Raw genomic sequence first — 23407 nt, 5'->3', positions numbered from 1 at the left:
ATTGCTTGTCTTTTTCTAATCTCTTGATCATGTGTCGAACTTCTTTTCTCGTATCTGTGATGTTCAAAAATCCTATCTTCATCACCTCCAGATTTGCATATTGTATAAAATAAAAAATGGGAACAAATCCTAACCGTTTTTAACAATTAAGACTTATTCCCAAATTTTGCTTTCTTTTATCGCAAAACAAGGGAAAGCATTGTGTAATACTTTCCCTTGCTGATAGTATGCATGTCAGATAAATACTTTAACGGTAATATCCTTAAATCTGTTGGCTTTCGTGTACTCATCACGCTGTGCCATAAAGGCTTTCACATCATCACGAGTAACCGTTATATCGCAACAGTGAACATACTGCTTCTTATTTACTCTTGTCAGCGATTGCTGCCTGTGCTGCTGCAAGACGTGCGATTGGCACACGGAATGGAGAACATGATACATAATCCAGACCAATCTTGTGGCAGAACTCAACAGATGAAGGATCTCCACCGTGCTCACCACAGATACCGCAGTGAAGTGAAGGACGAACCTTCTTACCTTTCTCTACAGCCATCTCCATCAGCTGGCCAACACCTGTCTGATCAAGCTTAGCAAATGGATCGCTCTCGTAGATCTTAGCATCATAGTAAGCATCCAGGAACTTACCGGCATCATCACGGGAGAAACCGAATGTCATCTGAGTCAGGTCGTTTGTACCGAAGCAGAAGAACTCAGCCTCTGTTGCAATCTGATCAGCTGTCAGTGCTGCACGAGGAATCTCGATCATAGTACCAACTTCGTACTTCATCTCAACGCCTGCTGCTGCGATCTCAGCATCAGCTGTTGCTACAACGACATCCTTAACATTCTTAAGCTCTTTTACATCACCAACGAGTGGGATCATGATCTCTGGCTCAACTGTCCAATCAGGATGATTCTTCTTTACGTTGATTGCTGCACGGATAACAGCGCTTGTCTGCATCTTAGCAATCTCAGGATATGTTACAGCAAGACGACATCCACGATGACCCATCATTGGGTTGAACTCGTGAAGTGAATCGATGATTGCCTTAATCTCCTCTACGCTCTTGCCCTTAGCTTCTGCAAGCTTCTTGATGTCAGCTTCCTCAGTAGGAACGAACTCATGAAGTGGAGGATCCAGGAAACGAATGGTAACCGGGTTACCCTCAAGTGCCTCATAAAGAGCCTCGAAATCTCCCTGCTGATATGGAAGGATCTTAGCAAGTGCTTCTTCTCTCTCTTCTACTGTATCAGAACAGATCATCTCACGGAAAGCAGCGATTCTGTCTTCCTCGAAGAACATATGCTCTGTACGGCAAAGACCAATACCCTCTGCACCAAGCTCACGAGCTTTCTTAGCATCTGCAGGTGTATCAGCGTTTGTACGAACTTTAAGCTTTCTATACTTGTCAGCCCAAGCCATTACACGGCCGAACTCACCAGCGATTGTAGCATCAACAGTTGGAATAAGACCATCATAGATGTTACCTGTTGTACCATCGATAGAGATCTCAGAACCCTCTGTATAAGTCTTACCTGCGAGCTCGAACTTCTTGTTCTCCTCGTCCATAACAATGTCGCCACAACCAGATACACAGCATGTACCCATACCACGGGCAACTACGGCTGCATGTGATGTCATACCACCACGAACAGTCAGGATACCCTGTGCACTCTTCATACCTGTGATATCCTCTGGAGAAGTCTCAAGACGAACAAGTACAACCTTCTCACCGCGCTCAGCCCACTCTACAGCGTCCTCTGCTGTAAATACAACCTTACCACAAGCAGCTCCCGGAGAAGCACCAAGACCCTTTCCAATCGGAGTAGCTTTCTTAAGCTCAGCAGCATCGAACTGTGGATGAAGAAGTGTATCCAGGTTACGAGGATCGATCATTGCTACTGCCTCTTCCTCTGTCTTATGTCCCTCATCTACAAGGTCACAAGCAATCTTTAATGCAGCTGGAGCTGTTCTCTTACCGTTACGGCACTGAAGCATGTACAGCTTCTTGTTCTCAACAGTAAACTCCATATCCTGCATATCATGGTAGTGATTCTCAAGAGTATCACAAACCTTAACGAACTCAGCATATGCCTCCGGGAACTCCTGCTCCATCTGAGCGATTGGCATTGGTGTACGAACACCGGCTACTACGTCCTCGCCCTGTGCATTGATCAGGAACTCACCCATCAGCTTGTTCTCACCTGTTGCAGGGTCACGGGTAAATGCAACACCTGTACCGGACTCATTATTCAGGTTACCGAATACCATAGGCATTACGTTAACTGCGGTACCCCATGAATAAGGGATATCATTGTCACGACGGTATACGTTTGCACGAGGGTTGTCCCATGAACGGAATACAGCCTCTACAGCCAGCTTCATCTGCTCTACAGGATCAGATGGGAAGTCTTTACCTAACTGATTCTTGTACTCAGCCTTGAACTGCTCTGCCAGAATCTTAAGATCCTGAGCTGTCAGATCAACGTCATACTTAACACCCTTCTCCTCTTTCATCTTGTCGATGAGCTGCTCGAAATACTTCTTACCAACTTCCATAACGACATCAGAGAACATCTGGATGAAACGTCTGTATGAATCATATACGAAACGCTCGAATGTTGGATCCGGGTTACCCTTGATCATAGTAGCTACTACGTCATCGTTAAGACCAAGGTTCAGGATTGTATCCATCATACCAGGCATAGATGCGCGGGCACCGGAACGGACAGAAACGAGAAGTGGATTCTCAGAGTCACCGAACTTCTTGCCGTTGATCTCCTCCATCTTCTTTACGCCGTCCATGATCTGAGCCATGATCTCGTCATTGATCTGACGGCCATCCTCATAATACTGTGTACAAGCCTCTGTAGTTACTGTAAAACCCTGTGGTACAGGAAGACCGATGTTGGTCATCTCTGCAAGGTTCGCACCCTTACCACCAAGTAAGTTACGCATGGTCATGTCGCCTTCGCTAAACATATACACCCATTTGTTTGCCATTGTAAAGTTACCTCCTATATTTGTAATTATATTGTTGATATCGACAGACGGACGCACTTCGCCCACGGACTGCCACATCGCTGTTTCTAGTATAACACACTCCTCCCACGTATGAAAAGAGTTTTTTGACATTTTTTATAACGGGAATCATTTCTACCGGTCGTCATCATCGTCAAAATCGGCATCCTCTCCCATGAACTCGCGGTTTGTCACGCGCTTTTTGTCACGGTTTTCCTCTACCAGCTTGGATAACTGCTCCTTGACATCTCTTGGCTTCTTGATATTTTTTATCTCAAAGTCTCTCATACTCTTATCCGCTGAGGAAACCTGAATGGTTCCGATTCCAAAAATCTTCTGGGACAGTGTCTGGCTCAGGGACAGATCCATAATTCGGTACAGACGCACCTCGTCTTCAACAGTCTTTAACAGACCGCTTGTGATAAAGAGCCTGTCATCCGTCAGGGCATACTTCGTGAATGTCCATGGCAGACCCAGAGCATTCCTTTTTCTTTCTTTCCAGATAAAATTTGTTTCCATATCATCCTCCGTTCTACACGTAATGTGATTTAAATTTACTTTGTACTTTCTTTTACAAACCTCCAGCGGCAGATCTTTAGATCTCCCTGACAGCGAAGTCGTAAAGTTACAGGTTCCTTTTCTGCTTTCAGATTGTCTACCGGTATCAGATGCTGGCGGAATATTCTGCCGTGAGGTGCATTCTTTGCTGTCGCTGCCGCCGCCCATCCGGGATTATCTCCGACACCGGAAAGCTCCTCAAAATCCGGCACAATATATGCTGCATTATGCGTCCCATTGATAAATACATCTACAGTGCTTTCCGGCACGGCATCTGCATCTAAAACAAGATATGCCGTCTCCGCAGGCAGGCAGACGCGGTCATACTCCAGGATCAGGCAGTCATCGATCCGTTCTCCGACCTGCTCCTCCCTAGTCACCTCATTTATATTTTGCCACAAGCCGCCTACTTTTTCAAATAGATCTTCCGGTGCATGTGCATCCGCTGTATGTGCAACACTGTCATACCCCATATGGCCTTCCCACAAAAATCCATTCTGTGACCGGTCATAGTGATCTGCCGGCTGCCAGCTTCCGCCATCCCGGAATCCTCTCTCCTGCCCTTTCAATTCAACCGTAACCACAGCGTCTATATCAGCAGAAGAATGGCCTGCCTGAATCTCATAAATTCCCGGTTCCAAAAGCTTCTTTCGCCGGATCGTATCGTAATACATCAGATCCTCAACCGGAATCCGGAATGAAACTCTCCTCTCTTCCCCTGCTTCCATCCGCTTCACTCTTTCAAATGCAGCCAGAGTCCGGATCGGACGTTTCACAACCGGCTCCTTCTTCGTATAATATATCTGAACCACTTCATCCTGTGCCGGAAGTGCATTGCCCGTCTGTACCAAATTCCGTACAGTGCATGCGACATCAATATATTTTTCATCCTCAGAAGCCTTTGCTGTAAGTGCTGTTATCTCTGTCGGTGCATATGTCAGGCCATAACCAAAAGGATAAAGCACATCTCCCTTAAAATACTGATATGTTCTTTCCTTCTGGATAATGTCATAATCATCCATATCCGGAAGCTGCTCTGTATCACAGTACCATGTCATATTTAACCGCCCGGCCGGCGCTTCCTTTCCAAACAGAATATCTGCCAGACCATTTCCCAGCTCCATACCGCCACCTGCCATCGTAAGGATTGCCGGCAAATGCTGCTTTTCCCAGCCAATGGCATAAGGCACACTGGTCACAAGCGCTGCGATGACCCTGTGATTTTCCCGGTACACCGCCTGCAGAAGCTGTCTCTGATACACCGGAAAATCGATATCCTTCCGATCCACTTCTTCCTTACAGGTGATCAACGGATGTGCTCCACCTACATAAACCACCGTTTCTGCCTGAGCTGCTGCCTTTTGCGCTTCTTTGACACCATTTTTGACCAGAACCGGACAAAGTGCCGGAAGAGTACGGTACTTTCTTCCTGTCACCGTCTCATAGATGCCGCCCCTTCTGTCCATTTTTAAATTCCCTGCAAATACCTGGTGCCCCTGGATATCTGTGCAGCTGACAATACGACGCACTTCTCCATCCTCTGCAAAGCCCTGTTCGTCCATAACCCGGATCCGGTTCTGCTCGTCCACATAAAGACCTGCTCCATTCCATGCCTTAAGCAGAAATTCTTCTTCATTTTCCAGAATCTCTGCAAACCGGCTTCCAACAGCCAGAGACATTCCCTTTTCCTCTGACTCCTTTAAATCCGTAATATTTATCTGTGCATGGAATACCTCTTTGACAAACCATCCAAATGCTCTGTCTGCTGAAGCCTTAAAAATACCACCACGATATATCTCATCTTCATCACAGCCATCCAGAGCCGTCAGATATCGTCCATTACTTTCTGCCTTTAATGTCAACTGTTCCTTGTCCCATAAAACGGACTCAAAGATTTCTGCCTCCTCTTCTTCTACCAGTCCAAGAGTCTCTCCATCCTCCAAAAGCCCCAGATATTTATCTCCGCAGGCGATCTTTAACTTTGGCACACCAGACTCAAAGATTACATTTTCCGGATCATTGACAGCATCACGGATGCCCTGCAGCGGCGTCACGGCATATGGCGGAATGCCGGAGTACCAGTCCAGAAACCACTCTTCGGCGGAAGGTCCGATCACTGCGAGCTTATGATGGGATGTCACCTGCTTGCAGTCCAATGGCAACAGCTTTTGTCCGTCGATTTCGTCATTCTTAAGCAGCACAATGGATTCCCCGGTGACCTGTCTCGCCAGCTTCTGAAACTCCGGGAGATTCAGTCCGTAATTTGGGTTAGTCTCCTGTGGATCAAACAGGCCAAGCCGGATCAGAGTGCTAAAGTGACACCGCAAAGCACGGTCAATATCTGTCATATCGATCATCCCCAGCTCATAAGCTTCTCTTGCCCCCTCGATCACAGCATCAATATCATCCGTGAAGCAGTCAATGCCCGCCTTCAATCCCTCGGCAATGGTCTCCGTATGAGATCCAAAATAATGATGACAGTCTACGGTCTGTTTCATATCGCCGCCATCGCACACCACATGATGTACTCCCCATTGCTCCTTGGCAATTTTCTGCACTTCATGATTCAGGATCGCAGGTACACCATTAATCTCATTGTAAGAGGTCATCATTGCCTCGGCGCCACCCTCTGTTACGGCGCGACGGAATGGCTCCAGATAATACTCATGTTTATTCCGCGGATCAATAGAAGAAGACTTCCAGACACGTCCATCCTCCACATTGTTGGCATAAAAATGCTTTAATGTAGCTCCACAACGTATATTATCTCCTTCTCCCCGCATCCCGCGAATATAGGCGGATGCCATCTTTCCCGTCAGATACGGATCCTCTCCGTACGCCTCCTCGGTACGCCCCCAGCGGGGATCGCGCTCCATGTCAATGGTTGGAGCCCACAGACACAAGCCGCCCCTTCGTCCGTCCTTTTCAAAGACAGCTCTCGCCTCTGTTCCTACAACTTCTCCGGCTTTTTGGATCAATTCCGGATCCCATGTACCGCTCATCCCAATAGGATTCGGGAAAATCGTCGTTGGCTGCGGCTCTCCCTGATCAAAGCTCTGATCATGGCGCATCTGCAAACCGTGGGCACCCTCACACCCCACGAAAAAAGATGGAATACCCAGCCGTTCGATCGCAGGATTGCCTGTACCAAGACAGGAGAATTTCTCTTCTAAAGTTAATTCCTTTACCAGATAATCCAGTCTTTCTTCCATAGTTTTCCCAGTATCCCACAGCGGATTGTTTCTGTTGGTATTGTTGTCTGACATGATCGTTTCCTCCTGAAACATTTTAGTCTATAGTATATTATATTTCTTAATATACAAAACGGGACCCGGCATCCTTCTGCCAGGTCCCTAGCCTTACGTTAATATAAACTATTTTTTAATTTTCATTGATTTTTTGACACCGGCCTTGCTTCCAAAAAGCTTCTTATATGCTTTCAGTTTCTTTGCCGGTACTTTGAATACTGCTTTTTTCTGGATACCCTTGAAGGCATTCTTTCCTACCTTCTTCAGGCTTTTGGATTTCACCACAACATTCTTCAGTGATTTACAACCGGAGAATGCATTGGCACCAATTGATGTAATATTGGCACCGATTGTTACCTTTTTCAGCTTCTTGTTATTCTTAAACGCATTTTTGGCAATGGAGGTTACTTTATAAGATACACCATTCACCTTAACTGTCGCCGGAATCGCCGCAGATGTCTTTGTTTTGCTTGCAGGTGCTTTATACTCTACCGTTTTATTTTTAACATCGGAAACCGTATAAGACGCATTTTTGTCCTTTACAACATCGCCCTTTGCCGGTGCAGCTGCAATTGCTGTCTGGGTCGGAATCTGTGCAGCCGGTGCGCTTGGTGCGGCAGATGGCACCTGTGCAGCCGGTGCGCTTGGTACGGCAGATGGCACCTGACTTGGTGTTACTGTTGGACTTTCGACCGGTGCATTAGACTCTGCCGGTGTTAAATCATCCGTTGTGAAAAGCTCAATCTTTGTGAAAACCGGTTTGTTACTGGCAGAAATCCATAACAGCCCATTTCCCTGCAGGAAGCCCTCTTCCAGCGCAAAGATTTTACCACTCCACTCATCTTCCGCACTGACATCTGTTGCTTTTCCCGCTTTACATTTTTCAAGAGCCGCCTTGCTTGCACTAAACATCTCTTCATTTTCATCGAACAGTCCCTTTTCCGGAGGATAAGAGGCTCTAAATTCTGCCGGTGCAAGCTGAAGAGCCGCACTGTCAATATCATTGTCCTGACAGGTTGCACGAATGTATAAATGCTTTACATTCTTTAAAGCCTCAGAGTAAATAACAGCCCAGTATCCATATGTATTACAGTGGAACGTCCAGTCATTTGTTCCATCATTGGTCTGTACGGAAAGCTTTGGATTACAGTAGGTATTATTGTCTCCACCATTCTTCTTCCAGCTTCCCTCCCAGGTAAAGATCTTGGTTAATGCACTTTCATCTGTCTGCTCTGTATACTTTGGTTTACCTGTATTTACATCCGTTTTTGCAAAGGTGCCCTCTGCTCCTGTTACGGAAATAATGGCATCTGCTACATTGTCAAATGCGATCACATTATTTTCACGGTCAAGCCATGTACCATTATCCCACAGTACCGGAACCATTCCTTTTTCGATTGCATATTTTCCAAACTCACTGATATATTTCGGAATACCATCCGCTGCAGTTGTCTGGACACCAAACTCGCCAAGGATTACACCATACCCCTGCTCCGTAAACTTGCTCATCATATCAAGATTATCATGCATTTCCTTGATATCGGCATCCGTACCCCAGTCAAAAAGACGCGGAGCGCTGCCCTCGGTCTGGTGATACTCGCTTCCACCACAGTAGTTCCAAGGAGTGTAATAGTGAACAGATACGCTGAGCTTGTTTTTTCCATTTCCCTTAACCGGATCAGTCGGCATTTTAAATCTAACATCACAGGTTCTTTCAATATTGGTGCTGTAGCCTGCGATCAACAGATAACGTTTTTCATTATTTCCACCGGATTTACGAACAATATTTACAAATTCCTGATTGATCTTGTTCATTGTCTCATACTGCTCATCAACGGACAATACACCTGTTTTATTGCTGGTGTCACGTTTAACCCAGTTATCGTTCAGACGATCTCCAAGCTCTTCGTTGGCAGACTCGAAGATCAAACGGTCTGAGTAATCTTTATAGCGTTCACTCAGCTGTGTCCAGATCTGTCTGTAACGGGCCCATGCCTGCTCACGAACAGACGGATCCTTGTCACCAAACTGTCCCCACCAGTCACCGTCATAATGAATGTTGACGATTGCATATAATCCGTCATTCAGACAGTAATTGATGACCTCTTCCACACGCTCCAAATACTTTTCATTGATAGTATATGTCATTTTATCCTCAGAAATATCCATCAGATTGGACCATGCCACCGGAATACGGACATTGTTGAAGCCATATGCCTTGATCGTATCTACATTTTTCTGTGTTAATGCAGAATTGTTTGCAGATGTTTCACAATAATTTACGTCTACGTTTTTCTTTTCATCCTCAGTCATACTGCTGGTATCAATAGACTGATCCAGAGAGTTACCATAGTTCCAGCCAAGTCCCATTTCTTTCATATAAGCGGCGGAATCCATATTGTCTCTCATCTCGCCATTGTCCCTGGTCTTAAAACCACTTGGCAATGTACGTTCCTCGCCAATATTACTTGGCACATCCGTTTCTGCTGCCTTGACGGTCTTTTTCACTGATGCAATGCCGATTCCGCTTACGGAACTCACAACCATTGCTAACGAAAGAAAAGACGCCAATAATTGTTTTTTTAATTTCCTCATTGTATTATCCTTCCTTTTTATTAAAATATAAATTTGCATTATAGGCAAAACCACTATACCTATACGTTCATACTAACACATTTTTATGCAGTTTGCAACATTACAGATTCATTACAGCCCCTGATAAATGGTGCATTTCACAATTTAGCGTGGAACATTCCATAAATAATAGAAATATTCTATAAAGCAAAAAAGAGACATTCTATCCGCAGATAAAATGTCCCTTAAAATTTTATGAATAATTATGCATCGATATCGCCATCATCCTCTGTGGATGTAGAATATACCAATTCTCCGTCAGAAGAAGCAAAATCCTTTGCAGGCTCCTCTTCGATCACAACCTCTTTCTCTTTTGCACGATCTTTCTTGTCGTCCTTCTTGTCCTCATCCTCAGACTTTGCAGCTTTGGCAGCACGGATTGCTGCAATCTCGCGCTCTGCCTCTTCATCACAGTCCAGTTTTACGGAACGATATCTCTTCATACCGGTTCCAACAGGAATCAGCTTACCAATGATAACGTTCTCCTTCAGACCTACCAATGGATCGATCTTACCCTTGATCGCGGCATCGGTCAGAACCTTTGTGGTCTCCTGGAAGGATGCGGCTGACATGAAGGAATTGGTTGCCAGTGCAGCCTTGGTAATACCAAGCATAACCTGACTTCCCTCCGGAGGCTCCTTGCCTTCCTTGGTCAGTGCCTCTACAGTATCCTCATAGTCAAGAGCATCTACCATAACACCCGGCAGATAATTGGAATCACCGTTATTCTCGATACGGATCTTCTTCAACATCTGACGAACGATAACCTCGATATGCTTATCGTTGATATCTACACCCTGCAGACGGTAAACTCTCTGTACCTCACGGATCATATAATCCTGTACGGCACGGACACCCTTGATCGCAAGAATATCGTGTGGATTTACACTACCCTCTGTAAGCTCATCACCGGCTTCCAGCTCCTGTCCCTCAAGCACCTTGATACGGGAACCGTAAGGGATCAGATATGCCTTGCTGTCACCTGTCTCTTTATTGGTTACTACCACTTCACGTTTCTTTTTGGTATCACGGATGCTTACAGTACCGCCAAACTCAGCGATAATTGCAAGTCCCTTCGGCTTACGGGCCTCGAAAAGCTCCTCGACACGAGGAAGACCCTGTGTGATATCATCACCGGCTACACCACCGGCATGGAACGTACGCATGGTAAGCTGTGTACCAGGCTCACCGATGGACTGTGCAGCAATAATACCAACAGCCTCACCAACCTGAACCGGCTCACCAGTTGCCATGTTGGCACCGTAACATTTTGCGCAGACACCGATGTGTGACTTACAGGTCAGGATTGTACGGATCTTGACTCTCGCCTTAGAACCGGCATCCATAATTGCCTTTGTCTTGACAATACGTGCTGCTCTCTTTGGTGTGATCATATGGTTTGCCTTTACGATCAGTTCACCATTGTCATCATATATATTCTCACAGGAGAATCTTCCTGTAATACGCTCTTCCAGAGACTCGATCAGCTCCTTGCCATCGGCAAACTCCCCAATCTCCATACCCGGAATCTCATCACGTCCCACGCTGCAGTCTACCTCGCGGATTGAAAGCTCCTGAGATACATCGACCAGACGACGGGTCAGGTATCCGGAATCGGCGGTACGAAGGGCTGTATCGGACAGACCCTTACGGGCACCATGAGCGGAAATGAAGTACTCCAATACGTCAAGACCTTCACGGAAGTTTGACTTGATCGGGAGCTCGATAGTACGTCCTGATGTATCTGCCATCAGTCCACGCATACCGGCAAGCTGTTTGATCTGTGCCTGAGAACCACGGGCACCGGAATCAGCCATCATGAAGATGTTATTATAACGATCCAGACCAGCCATCAGAGCTTTGGTCAGCTTATCATCGGCTGCGAACCATGTATTGACAACTGCCTTGTAACGCTCCTCCTCGGTCAGGAGACCACGGTGGAACTTACGCGTGATCGTCTCAACTGTCTTTTCTGCATCTGCCAGAATATCCTTCTTTGCAGCAGGCACGGTCATATCAGAAATTGATACGGTCATTGCTGCACGGGTAGAATACTTATAACCTAATGCTTTAATATGATCCATTGTCTCAGCAGTACCTGTTGCACCGTGTACATCGATACACTTCTCCAGGATCTGCTTTAACTGTTTCTTACCTACATGGAAGTCTACCTCCAGTGTCAGGAAATTGTCCGGATTGCTTCTGTCTACAAAGCCCAGATCCTGCGGCAGGATCTCGTTGAAGATGAAACGTCCCAGAGTAGACTCAATGTTTTTGATTTCAACCTGTCCCTCGGCATTAACACCGCTTCTGCGGACTGTAATACGTGAGTGAAGTGTAACCACGCCGTTTTCGTAAGCTGTGATCGCTTCATTGACAGACTTGAAGAACTTGCCTTCGCCCTTTACACCCGGTCTTTCCTGTGTCAGATAGTAGATACCAAGTACCATATCCTGTGAAGGAACGGCAACCACACCACCATCGGACGGTTTCAGCAAGTTGTTTGGTGAAAGAAGAAGGAAACGGCACTCTGCCTGAGCCTCTACGGACAACGGCAGATGCACAGCCATCTGGTCACCATCGAAATCGGCGTTGAACGCGGTACATACCAGTGGATGAAGCTTGATTGCCTTACCCTCTACCAGTGTCGGCTCAAATGCCTGAATACCAAGACGGTGAAGTGTAGGGGCACGGTTCAGCATAACCGGGTGCTCACGGATAACCTCCTCCAGCACATCCCATACCTCCGGCTGAAGCTTCTCAACCATCTTCTTGGCCTGCTTAATATTGTGTGCTGTTCCGTCTGCTACCAGTTCCTTCATAACGAAAGGCTTGAACAGCTCAATAGCCATCTCCTTTGGAAGACCACACTGATAGATCTTAAGTTCAGGACCAACGACGATAACGGAACGGCCGGAATAGTCAACACGCTTACCTAACAGGTTCTGACGGAAACGTCCCTGCTTACCCTTTAACATATCAGACAGAGACTTGAGAGGTCTGTTTCCGGGACCTGTAACAGGACGTCCACGACGACCGTTGTCGATCAGGGCATCCACTGCCTCCTGGAGCATTCTCTTCTCGTTGCGGACGATAATATCAGGCGCACCTAACTCCAGCAGTCTCTTCAGACGGTTATTTCTATTGATGATACGACGATACAGATCATTCATATCAGATGTTGCAAATCGTCCTCCGTCCAACTGTACCATAGGACGAAGATCCGGTGGAATTACCGGAATAACAGTAAGGATCATCCATTCCGGCTTGTTTCCGGAACCACGGAATGCCTCGATCACTTCCAGTCTCTTGATGATACGTGCACGCTTCTGACCGGATGCGTTTTTCAGCTCCTCCTTGAGGGTATTGGACTCTTCCTCAAGGTCAATGCTCATCAAAAGCTCCATAATAGACTCAGCACCCATGCCGGCACGGAATGCATTGCCATAGTTTGCTCTTGCCTCCTGATACTCTGCCTCAGAGAGGATCTGCTTCTGCTGCAGACCAATACCATCCTGCGCCTCCAGTACAATATATGACGCAAAGTAAAGGACCTTTTCCAGGTTCTTTGGAGACACATCAAGGATCAGACCCATACGGCTTGGAATACCCTTGAAATACCAGATATGTGATACCGGTGCTGCCAGCTCAATGTGACCCATACGCTCACGACGTACGCTGGCCTTTGTTACTTCGACACCACAACGGTCACAGACAACGCCTTTATAACGAATCTTTTTATATTTACCACAATGACACTCCCAGTCCTTGCTCGGTCCAAAGATCTTCTCACAGAACAGTCCGTCCTTTTCCGGCTTTAATGTTCTGTAGTTGATGGTCTCCGGCTTCTTTACCTCACCACGGGACCACTCTCTGATCTTTTCCGGAGATGCAAGACCAATCTTGATCGCATCATATGTGATATGCTTTTCTTCCTTTACAGTACTATCGATCATAGTAACCTCCATTCTTCCACATCCAGGTTGTGTAAATCCGAAGTTTCGTCTTATAACAGATCCGGCTCCTCTGAAGCTTCAAAATCACCAAAAATGTCGTCATTCTCTAACTCTTCTGCAGTTCCCTCTTTAAAACCGGCAGATTCAAAGGACTCACCACTGCCAAATGCAAAGTTGGCATCGCCATCGATCAATGGCTTGATGTCCTCAGCATTATCCTCTTCTACACTCTCCGTCATCGGTACTTCATTACCGTTCTCATCCAGAACAGTTACATCAAGAGCAAGTGCCTGCAGCTCTTTGAGGAGTACCTTGAAGGACTCAGGGATACCAGGATCAGAGATATTCTCTCCCTTGATGATCGCCTCATATGTCTTCACACGTCCAACCACATCATCGGACTTCACAGTCAGGATCTCCTGAAGTGTATATGCAGCACCATAAGCCTCCAGCGCCCATACCTCCATCTCTCCGAAACGTTGTCCACCGAACTGGGCTTTACCACCCAGAGGCTGCTGTGTTACCAGTGAGTAAGGACCGGTAGAACGTGCATGGATCTTATCATCAACCAGATGATGCAGCTTCAGGTAGTGCATGAAACCAACGGTAACTTCACCATCGAAGTACTCACCTGTACGTCCGTCACGAAGACGAACCTTACCATCACGGCGGATCGGTACACCCTTCCACTGCTGACGGTAATCCTTATTCTCTACCAGATAGTTCATAACCTCCGGATCAAGAATATCTTTATATTTATCAACGAAAGGAACAACGTCTGCCGGATACTCTACGCCATCCGCTGCAGCCTTTGCCTTTTCTGCCTCAAGCTCTGTCTGATCCAGCGGGGTATTGGCATAATCGTTTGCCATCTCCAATGTATCCATGATATCGTGCTCGTTTGCACCATCAAAGACAGGAGTTGCTACATTAAAACCAAGTACCTTGGCAGCCAGACTCAGATGAATCTCCAGGACCTGACCGATGTTCATTCGGGAAGGCACACCCAGAGGATTCAGCACGATATCCAAAGGACGTCCGTTTGGAAGGAATGGCATATCCTCCACAGGAAGTACTCTGGAAACCACACCCTTGTTACCGTGACGACCAGCCATCTTATCACCCACCTGAATCTTACGCTTCTGGGCAATGTAGATACGAACATTTTCATTTACTCCCGGTGGAAGCTCATCACCGTTCTCTCTGGTAAATACTTTGGCATCCACAACGATACCAAACTCACCATGAGGAACCTTCAGGGAAGTATCACGTACTTCTCTTGCCTTCTCACCAAAGATCGCACGAAGAAGTCTCTCCTCTGCGGTCAGCTCTGTCTCTCCCTTTGGAGTAACCTTGCCGACAAGAATATCATTGGCACGAACCTCAGCACCGATACGGATGATACCTCTCTCATCCAGATCCTTCAGTGCATCGTCACCAACGCCCGGCACATCGCGGGTAATCTCCTCTGCACCCAGCTTGGTATCTCTTGCCTCGGCATTGTACTCGCTGATGTGTACAGAAGTATAAACGTCTTCCTGAACCAGTCTCTCACTTAAGAGAACCGCATCCTCGTAGTTGTAACCTTCCCATGTCATGAAACCGATCAACGGATTCTTACCAAGGGCAATCTCACCACCACAGGTAGAAGGACCATCTGCAAGGACCTGACCTGCCTTTACCTCGTCTCCCTTGTTGACCAGAGGTCTCTGGTTCATGCTGGTTCCCTGGTTGCTTCGCTGGAACTTCGCTAATTTATAATTATGAATGGTGCCGTTTGTCTCCTTCACAATGATCTCATTGGAAGCGGAACGCTCAACCACACCATCTGCCTCTGCGATCACACAGTTACCGGAGTCGATCGCAGCCTTCATCTCCATACCGGTACCAACCGCAGGAGCCTCTGTCACAAGAAGCGGTACTGCCTGACGCTGCATGTTGGATCCCATCAGGGCACGGTTCGCATCATCGTTCTCCAGGAACGGGATCATGGCTGTTGCCACAGAGAACACCATCTTAGGAGATACGTCCATCAGATCGATATCCTTCTTCGGGAACTCAGATGTCTCTTCACGACGACGACCGGATACACTGTTACGCACAAAATGACCTTCTGCGTCAAGTGCCTCGTTCGCCTGTGCAACAGTATATTTATCCTCCTCATCAGCAGAGAGGTAAACTACCTCATCGGTTACGCGAGGATTTGCAGGATCTGTCTTGTCCACCTTACGGTAAGGAGCCTCGACAAAACCATATTCATTAATGCGTGCATAAGATGCCAGAGAGTTGATCAAACCGATGTTTGGTCCCTCAGGAGTCTCTACAGGACACATACGTCCGTAATGAGAATAATGGACATCTCGTACCTCGAATCCGGCACGGTCACGGGAAAGACCACCAGGTCCTAATGCAGAAAGACGACGCTTGTGAGTCAGCTCACTCAGCGGGTTATTCTGATCCATGAACTGTGACAGCTGGGAACTTCCGAAGAACTCCTTAACGGCTGCCGTTACCGGCTTAATATTGATCAGAGACTGTGCTGTGATGGAAGAAAGATCCTGTGTGGACATTCTCTCACGAACAACACGCTCCATACGTGACAAACCGATACGATACTGGTTCTGAAGCAGCTCGCCTACTGCACGGATACGACGGTTACCCAGGTGATCGATATCGTCATCATTACCAATACCATACTCCAGATGAATATTGTAGTTTATGGAAGCAAAGATATCTTCCTTGGTGATATGCTTTGGAATCAGCTCAGAGATATTGTACTGGATCTCCTCGATGATATCCTCCTGAGACTCGTTCTCGTCCAGGATCTGCTTTAACAGTGGATAATATACATCCTCTGTCACACCAATGCTCTTCGGATCCACATCCGGGAGATAATAACGAAGGTCAACCATCAGGTTGGAAAGAACCTTTGTCACATGCTCCTCATGCTCAACCATCACATAAGGAACTGCAGCATTCTGAAGCTGGACTGCGATCTCCTCTGTGATCAGTGTACCTGCCTCCAGCTTCTCGCCGGTCACAGTATCTACTGCATCCTCTGCCAGTCTGCATCCTACGATGCGGTTCTTGAAATGCAGCTTCTTATTAAACTTATATCTTCCGACCTTTGCCAGATCATATCTCTTTGGATCGAAGAACATACCATTGAGAAGATTCTCGGCACTGTCTACGGAAAGCGGCTCGCCCGGACGAAGCTTTTTGTAAAGCTCAAGCAAACCATCCTGATAATTCTCTGTTGTATCCTTCTCGATACTTGCAAGGATCTTTGGCTCCTCACCGAAAAGCTCTTTGATCTCTGCATTGGTGCCCAGTCCAAGAGCACGCAGGAATACAGTAATCGGAACTTTTCTATTTCTATCTACACGGACGAAGAAGACATCATTGGAATCCGTCTCATACTCCAGCCACGCACCACGATTCGGGATTACTGTAGATGAAAATAACTCTTTACCGATCTTGTCATGACCGATCGCATAGTAAATGCCTGGGGAACGTACTAACTGACTTACGATAACACGCTCAGCACCATTGATGATAAAGGTACCTGTCGCTGTCATAAGAGGCAATTCACCCATAAAGATCTCGTGTTCCTTGATTTCCTCAGTCTCTTTGTTGTGCAGACGAACCTTAACCTTTAAAGGTGCTGAATAAGTAGCATCCCTCTCCTTACACTGGTCAATATCGTACTTGCTCTCGTCTCTGCAAAGCTTGAAATCAACAAATTCCAGGCTGAGATGACCGCCAAAGTCAGAGATTGGGGAAATATCCCGAAATACTTCCTTCAGACCATCATCCAAAAACCACTGGTAAGAATTGGTCTGCACCTCAATGAGGTTTGGCATCTCCAGAACTTCTCCCTGATGGGCATAACTCATTCTCACACCATTGCCTACTTTTACCGGACGTATTCTGTTTTTCTCCATCGCCGTTTCACTCCTTAATTTTGTAGAGTATTTTGTGGCTTTTCAATCCTCATAAACTATGATATAATATACGTTATACCTGTTTGAGTTTATAATCTGCCACAATAAGTGCATTTTCCATCTTACCATCTAATCTGATGGTTGTCAAGCTTTTCCGTTTTATTGAATAATTCTTTCTATAAATTTTATATATAATAAGAAAGGAGACATATATGAACATCAAAAAAATGATACAGGATATGACACTGGAAGAAAAAGCAAGCCTTTGCTCCGGTGCAGATTTCTGGCACACCGAAGCGGTGGACCGGGTCGGCTTAAAGAGTATTATGGTTTCTGACGGACCTTACGGACTTCGCAAGCAGGAAGAGGTCGGAAACAATATGGGATGGGCCGAAAGCATTCTCGCCGTTGGCTTTCCTACTGCTTCCTCTATGGCGTCCTCCTTTGACCGCGATCTCGTCCGGGAGGTAGGCAATGCCCTTGGAGAAGAGTGTCAGGCAGAGGATGTTGCCGTTCTTCTGGGACCGGGTATCAATATGAAACGATCCCCTCTGGGAGGCAGAAACTTCGAATATTACTCCGAGGATCCCTATGTAGCCGGAGAGATCGGTGCGGCCTTTGTAAATGGCGTTCAGGAAAAGAATGTCGGAACCAGCCTGAAGCATTTTGCTGCGAACAATCAGGAAACCCGTCGTATGAATGTCAGTGCCCAGGTGGACGAGCGTACGCTTCGTGAGACATATCTGACCGCTTTTGAGCAGGTTGTCAAAAAAGCGCAGCCATGGACCATTATGTGCAGCTACAACCGCATCAACGGCACTTATTCCTGCGAAAATGACTGGCTGTTAAACAAAGTCCTCCGGGATGAGTGGGGCTTTGAGGGTCTTGTTATGACAGACTGGGGTGCCATGAATAACCGCGTGAAATCCTTAAATGCCGGGCTGGATCTGGAGATGCCGGACTGTCACGGAGAAACTGACAAACAGATCGTAGAAGCAGTCAAAAAAGGTACCGTTTCTATGGATACTTTAGACAAAACCGTAGAACGGATCCTGACTGCGGTAGATAAATATTATTTTAATAAGAAAGAAAATGCTTCCTATGATAAGGAAGCCCACCATCAGCTTGCCCGCAAAATGGCCGGCAACAGCGCTGTTCTTCTGAAAAACGATGGAATCCTTCCTCTAAAGGAATCCCAGAAGATCGCCATCATTGGTGAGTTTGCGGAAATCCCCCGTATTCAGGGCGGCGGCTCCAGTCATATTAATTGTTTCCGCGTGGAAAGTGCACTGGAGGCCCTGAAGGATAATTCAAACATTACTTACAGCAAGGGCTTCTGTTCTGAACAGGATGAGACAGACGAAGCTCTGTTAAAAGAAGCGGTTGACGCAGCAAAGGCTGCTGAGGTCGCTGTGATTTTTGCGGGACTGCCGGATTCCTTTGAAAGTGAAGGCTTTGACCGGACCCATCTGGATATGCCGGAAAGCCAGAACCATCTGATCCATGAAATCTGCAAGGTACAGCCAAACACCGTCGTTGTCCTGCACAACGGTTCTCCAATCCGTATGCCTTGGCTTTCCGAGGTAAAGGGCGTACTTGAAATGTATCTTTCCGGCCAGGCGAGCGGTGCTGCCGCAGCAGATCTGCTCTACGGCAAAGTAAATCCGTCCGGCAAGCTTGCGGAAACCTTCCCGCTCCGTGTCCAGGACAATCCAACCTATCTGAATTTTCCCGGAGCACAGAATGAGTCCCATTACAGCGAAGGCATTTTTATAGGATACCGTTACTATGACAAACGGGAAATGGATGTCCTTTTCCCATTCGGATACGGTCTCAGCTACACAAGCTTCCGGTACTCCAATGCCAAGCTCATCGTCAACGGCCAGTCTGTCAGCAGCTCTGCCACAAATAATGCAGAGGGTTCCGAGCCAAATGTGATCCCTTCCATTACGGCAAAACCGCAGGATCAGATCCTGGTATCTGTAGATATTACAAATACCGGTGATGTATACGGTAAAGAGGTTGTCCAGCTCTATGTAAAAAATGCTGCATGCGATGCCATCCGTCCGGAACAGGAGCTGCGAAACTTCACCAAGATCGGTCTGGAGCCGGGCGAAACCAAAACGATCACCCTGGAGCTGGATGAACGTTCCTTTTCCTATTACAATACACAGATCCATGACTGGTATGCACCATCCGGAGACTATGAACTGTTACTCTCCGCTTCCTCCAGGGATGTACGTCAGCGTCTGACGCTTCATCTGGAAAATGAGCAGAAACTGCCGTTTATCGTAACAGATATTACCTCCTGCGGTGATGTATATGATCACGCAAACGATCCGTCTCCTCTTGATGATCTGATGGTCAAAAGCGGCTTTATTGATTCCGCTGACAAAGAGAATGACAGTATGGGTGGCGGAACAGCAATGATGATGCGGGCAATGTATAATGATACCCCGCTGCATTCCATTCTCTCATTCAGCACAGACCAGCTGACCTGGGAAGATATCCAGGAAACGATCCGTGCCATCAATGAGAAGCAGTCATAATACAGTTTTTAAGCTCTGACAGAGAGCTTCCTGAAGCAGGAGAATTTTCCATGCATTTAATAAGCATTCCGGAATTTCTCCTGTTCTTTTTCTTTTAGAAGATATTTTTCTTTCGTGGCAAGTCCTCCCCGGATATGGCGTTCAGACTTATTGACATCCAGTACCTCCCGTACCTGCGATGCCAGAGCGTGATTGATCGCCGGAAGCTTCTCCGTCAGATCCTTATGTACCGTGCTTTTGCTGACCCCGAATACTGCCGCTGTCTGCCGGACCGTTGCTTTATGTTCGATCATATACTGTGCCAGCAAAACGGCGCGTTCCTCCAGACATTCTGACAATGAACCTAACCGATATTTTTCATATTTTTTCTTTTCCACTGAGTGTTTCTCCTCATTTCATACCTTACTTCATCCTATGCAGAAAATTCTTTCTTATGATTCCGGACAAATTTTTCTTGAAACTTGTGTAAAAAAAGAATATAGTATAGAGTGTTTAGATATGTCACCCTGTCTTCCACGTTTTTTGTGTGTCGTCCGGGTATTTGTTTTGGGAGGTAAGATTTATGTTGATCGCAAAGAAGCCGGCGAAACAGGGACTAAATATTATTATCGTTGGCTGCGGAAAAGTAGGACTTACACTGATCGAACAGCTTGTAAAAGAAGGACACGATATTACGATCATTGATCAGGATGCCAAAAAGGTCCAGGAAGTCGGAAGCATTTATGATGTTATGGGCGTAGCCGGAAACGGTGCCAGCCACCGTGTTCAGATGGACGCCGGTATTGCCTCTGCGGATCTGCTGATCGCTGTAACAGAATCGGATGAATTAAATCTTCTGTGCTGCACCGTGGCAAATCAGGTTGCAAACTGCTCCACGATTGCCCGCGTCCGCACCCCGGATTACAGCGGAGAGGCAAGTTATCTCCGGGACAAGCTTGGACTTGCCATGATCATCAATCCGGAGCTGGAGGCTGCCAGAGAGATTGCAAGGATCCTGTATCTGCCAACCGCATTAGAAGTCAATTCTTTTGCCCATGGACAGGCTGAGCTGATCAAGATTCAAATCCCCGAAAATAATATATTAGACGGAATGAGCGTGGCAATGCTCAGTAAAAAGATCAACACAAGTGTATTGATCTGTGGCATTGAGCGCAGTGGTGCCATGTACATCCCATCCGGCGATTCCCTTCTTCTGGGCGGAGATAAGATTTCCTTTGTCGCACCGAAGGGACACGGTCGCTTTTTTCTGGAGGATATCGGCATCAAAACAAATCAGGTAAAAAGTACCATGATCATTGGCGGCAGCAAAGCGGCATACTATCTCGCAAAGCAGCTCCTGCCGATGGGCGTTTCCGTCAAGATTGTGGAGCAGGATCTGAAACGATGTGAAGTCTTAAGTGAGCTTCTTCCAAAAGCTACCATTATCAACGGAGATGGTACAGACGAAGACCTGCTGGAAGAGGAAGGCATTGATTCGATTGAATCTTTCGTTCCATTGACCGGTATTGACGAGGAGAACATACTTTTGACTCTCCATGCCAAACAGATTTCCAAAGCGAAAGTCATCACAAAGATCAATCGGATGAATTTTAAGGACGTGATCAGCCGTCTGGATCTGGGAAGCGTTGTTTACCCCCGGTATATCATCTCCGAGACCATCGTTGCATACGTCCGCGCCAAAAAGGATTCTATGGGCAGCAATATCGAAACACTGTACCATATGTTTGATTCCCGTGCAGAAGCCATTGAATTCCGCGTCAATGAACTATCTGCTGTCACAGATATACCTTTAATGGATCTGTCTCTCAAGGACAATCTGTTAATCTGCTTTATCAGCCGCAACGGATCCATTCTGATCCCGACCGGTTCTGATTCCATTCAGGTCGGAGATACGGTTATGGTAGTAACTACCCATACCGGTTTTAATGATCTTCAGGATATTCTGAAATAAAGGATGAAGGGTTATGAATTATTCGATATTAAAATATATTCTCGGTTATGTACTAAAAATAGAAGCAGCGTTTATGCTGCTTCCTTGTGTTACATCTCTTATTTACCATGAGGAAGAAGGACGCTATTTCTTTCTCGTCGCCTGTGTCTGCATGCTTTTGGGCGTGCTTATGACATACCGCAAACCCAAAAACACAGTCTTTTATTTGAAGGAGGGATGTCTTGCCACCTCCTTAAGCTGGATCATTCTGAGTCTTTTTGGTGCGATCCCTTTCTGGATCAGCGGCGAGATTCCCCAATGGGAAAATGCACTTTTTGAAACAATCTCCGGTTTTACCACCACCGGAGCCACGGTTCTCAGCAATGTAGAAGGCTTATCGCACACTGCACTGATCTGGCGAAGCTTTACACACTGGATCGGCGGCATGGGCGTTCTTGTCTTTCTTCTGGCAATCCTCCCGTTGAGTGGCGGCTCCAGTATCAACCTGATGCGTGCAGAAAGCCCCGGACCATCTGTGGGCAAGCTGGTACCAAAGGTACGTTATACCGCAATGATCCTGTATACCATCTATTTTGGCATGACGGTTATTGAGTTTATCTTTCTGCTGGCAGGCAAAATGCCTGTTTTTGATGCGCTTACTACCGCCTTTGGTACTGCCGGCACCGGAGGCTTCGGTATCAAAAATGACAGTATAATGGGCTATTCACCCTATATACAATGGGTAGTTGCCATCTTTATGATATTGTTTGGTATCAACTTCAACTTTTATTTTTATATCCTGTACCGTCATTTCCGCAAGGCGATATCTATGGAGGAGATTCATTATTATCTCGCCATGATCCTGATCGCCGTAACGATTATATTCTTAAATGTCCGTACCATGTATCCAACCGGATTTGAAGCAATGACACATTCCGTTTTTCAGGTTGCGTCCCTTGCCACCTCCACGGGATTTTCCACCACTGATTTTGACCTGTGGCCGCAGACCAGCCAGACCATTCTGATCATTGTGATGTTTGTGGGTGCCTGCGCAGGCAGTACCGGCGGCGGTATTAAAGTGTCGCGGATTGTCATTATGTTTAAAACTGTTTTAAAGGAATTAAACAGTTATATCCATCCAAAGAGCGTCCGCAAAATTAATGTGGAGGGCAAACCGGTGGACCACGAGGTCGTCCGTTCCATCAATGTATTTTTTATTACGTTTATGATTATTTTTTCTCTTTCCGTCTTTGCGATCTCCTTCGAGGATGAGGATCTGGTCACCAACTTTACCGCAGTTCTCACCACCATCAATAATATGGGACCCGGTCTTTCCAAGGTAGGACCAACACAGAACTTCGGACATTTCAATGTCTTTTCCAAGCTTGTACTGATGTTTGATATGCTGGCCGGCCGGCTGGAGCTGTTTCCGCTGCTGATCCTGTTCCATCCTGCCATCTGGAAAGATTCCTTTGAAAGTCACCGCAAAAAGAAACAGAAAGCATAAAGAAACACCTTCGAAAGCAGCGTTTGGAGCCGTTTTCGAAGGTGTTATTTTATTTTCAC

At 46.6% G+C, this 23407-nt stretch carries 10 protein-coding genes; 3 read left to right on the top strand and 7 right to left on the bottom strand.

All coding sequences use genetic code 11. The features are described 5' to 3' along the window. Nucleotides 1–361: 361 nt before the first annotated feature. The 6 genes from ppdK to rpoB form a co-directional block, all read right to left on the bottom strand. Nucleotides 362–3004 (bottom strand): pyruvate, phosphate dikinase, encoded by a 2643-nt coding sequence (ppdK, locus tag H8704_RS06170; RefSeq protein WP_249297706.1) that lies wholly within the window; start codon nt 3002–3004, stop codon nt 362–364. A gap of 153 nt (nt 3005–3157) precedes the next feature. Next, nucleotides 3158–3541: a PH domain-containing protein gene (locus H8704_RS06165; RefSeq protein ID WP_249297705.1), complete on the bottom strand. Its 384-nt coding sequence runs from the start codon at nt 3539–3541 to the stop codon at nt 3158–3160. Between the two features lie 35 nt (nt 3542–3576). Next, the gene (locus tag H8704_RS06160) at nt 3577–6846 is read right to left on the bottom strand and encodes a beta-glucosidase (RefSeq protein WP_249297704.1); all 3270 of its coding nucleotides are present in this window, start codon (nt 6844–6846) and stop codon (nt 3577–3579) included. Between the two features lie 108 nt (nt 6847–6954). Further along, nucleotides 6955–9423 (bottom strand): cellulase family glycosylhydrolase, encoded by a 2469-nt coding sequence (locus H8704_RS06155; RefSeq protein ID WP_249297703.1) that lies wholly within the window; start codon nt 9421–9423, stop codon nt 6955–6957. 242 nt (nt 9424–9665) lie between these two features. Further along, nucleotides 9666–13418, bottom strand: coding sequence for a DNA-directed RNA polymerase subunit beta' (gene rpoC, locus H8704_RS06150; RefSeq protein WP_249297702.1), 3753 nt, complete (start codon nt 13416–13418; stop codon nt 9666–9668). Between the two features lie 50 nt (nt 13419–13468). Further along, nucleotides 13469–17362 (bottom strand): DNA-directed RNA polymerase subunit beta, encoded by a 3894-nt coding sequence (gene rpoB / locus H8704_RS06145; RefSeq protein ID WP_249297701.1) that lies wholly within the window; start codon nt 17360–17362, stop codon nt 13469–13471. Nucleotides 17363–17574: 212 nt separating this feature from the next. Between rpoB and H8704_RS06140 the strand changes: the two genes are divergently transcribed. Further along, nucleotides 17575–19911 carry a glycoside hydrolase family 3 C-terminal domain-containing protein gene (locus H8704_RS06140; protein WP_249297700.1) on the top strand — a complete coding sequence of 779 codons (2337 nt, stop codon included), beginning with the start codon at nt 17575–17577 and terminating at the stop codon, nt 19909–19911. Between the two features lie 56 nt (nt 19912–19967). On the opposite strand, the gene spoIIID is transcribed toward H8704_RS06140, so the two are convergent. After that, nucleotides 19968–20249 carry a sporulation transcriptional regulator SpoIIID gene (gene spoIIID, locus H8704_RS06135; protein WP_118676919.1) on the bottom strand — a complete coding sequence of 94 codons (282 nt, stop codon included), beginning with the start codon at nt 20247–20249 and terminating at the stop codon, nt 19968–19970. 224 nt (nt 20250–20473) lie between these two features. Here spoIIID and trkA point away from each other — a divergent pair, with 224 nt between their 5' ends. Both trkA and H8704_RS06125 read left to right on the top strand, forming a co-directional pair. Then, nucleotides 20474–21862, top strand: a complete 1389-nt coding sequence (trkA, locus tag H8704_RS06130) for a Trk system potassium transporter TrkA (protein ID WP_249297699.1) — start codon at nt 20474–20476, stop codon at nt 21860–21862. A 13-nt stretch (nt 21863–21875) separates the two neighbouring features. After that, on the top strand, nt 21876–23348 hold the full coding sequence (locus H8704_RS06125; RefSeq protein ID WP_249297698.1) for a TrkH family potassium uptake protein: 1473 nt from the start codon (nt 21876–21878) through the stop codon (nt 23346–23348). The last annotated feature ends 59 nt before the right edge of the window (nt 23349–23407 follow it).

The organism is Jutongia huaianensis (assembly GCF_014384985.1).
In the GTDB taxonomy this organism is placed as follows: domain Bacteria; phylum Bacillota; class Clostridia; order Lachnospirales; family Lachnospiraceae; genus Jutongia; species Jutongia huaianensis.
The sequence above is the reverse complement of the archived record's forward strand: the minus strand, read 5'-3'. Positions and strand labels throughout refer to the sequence as shown.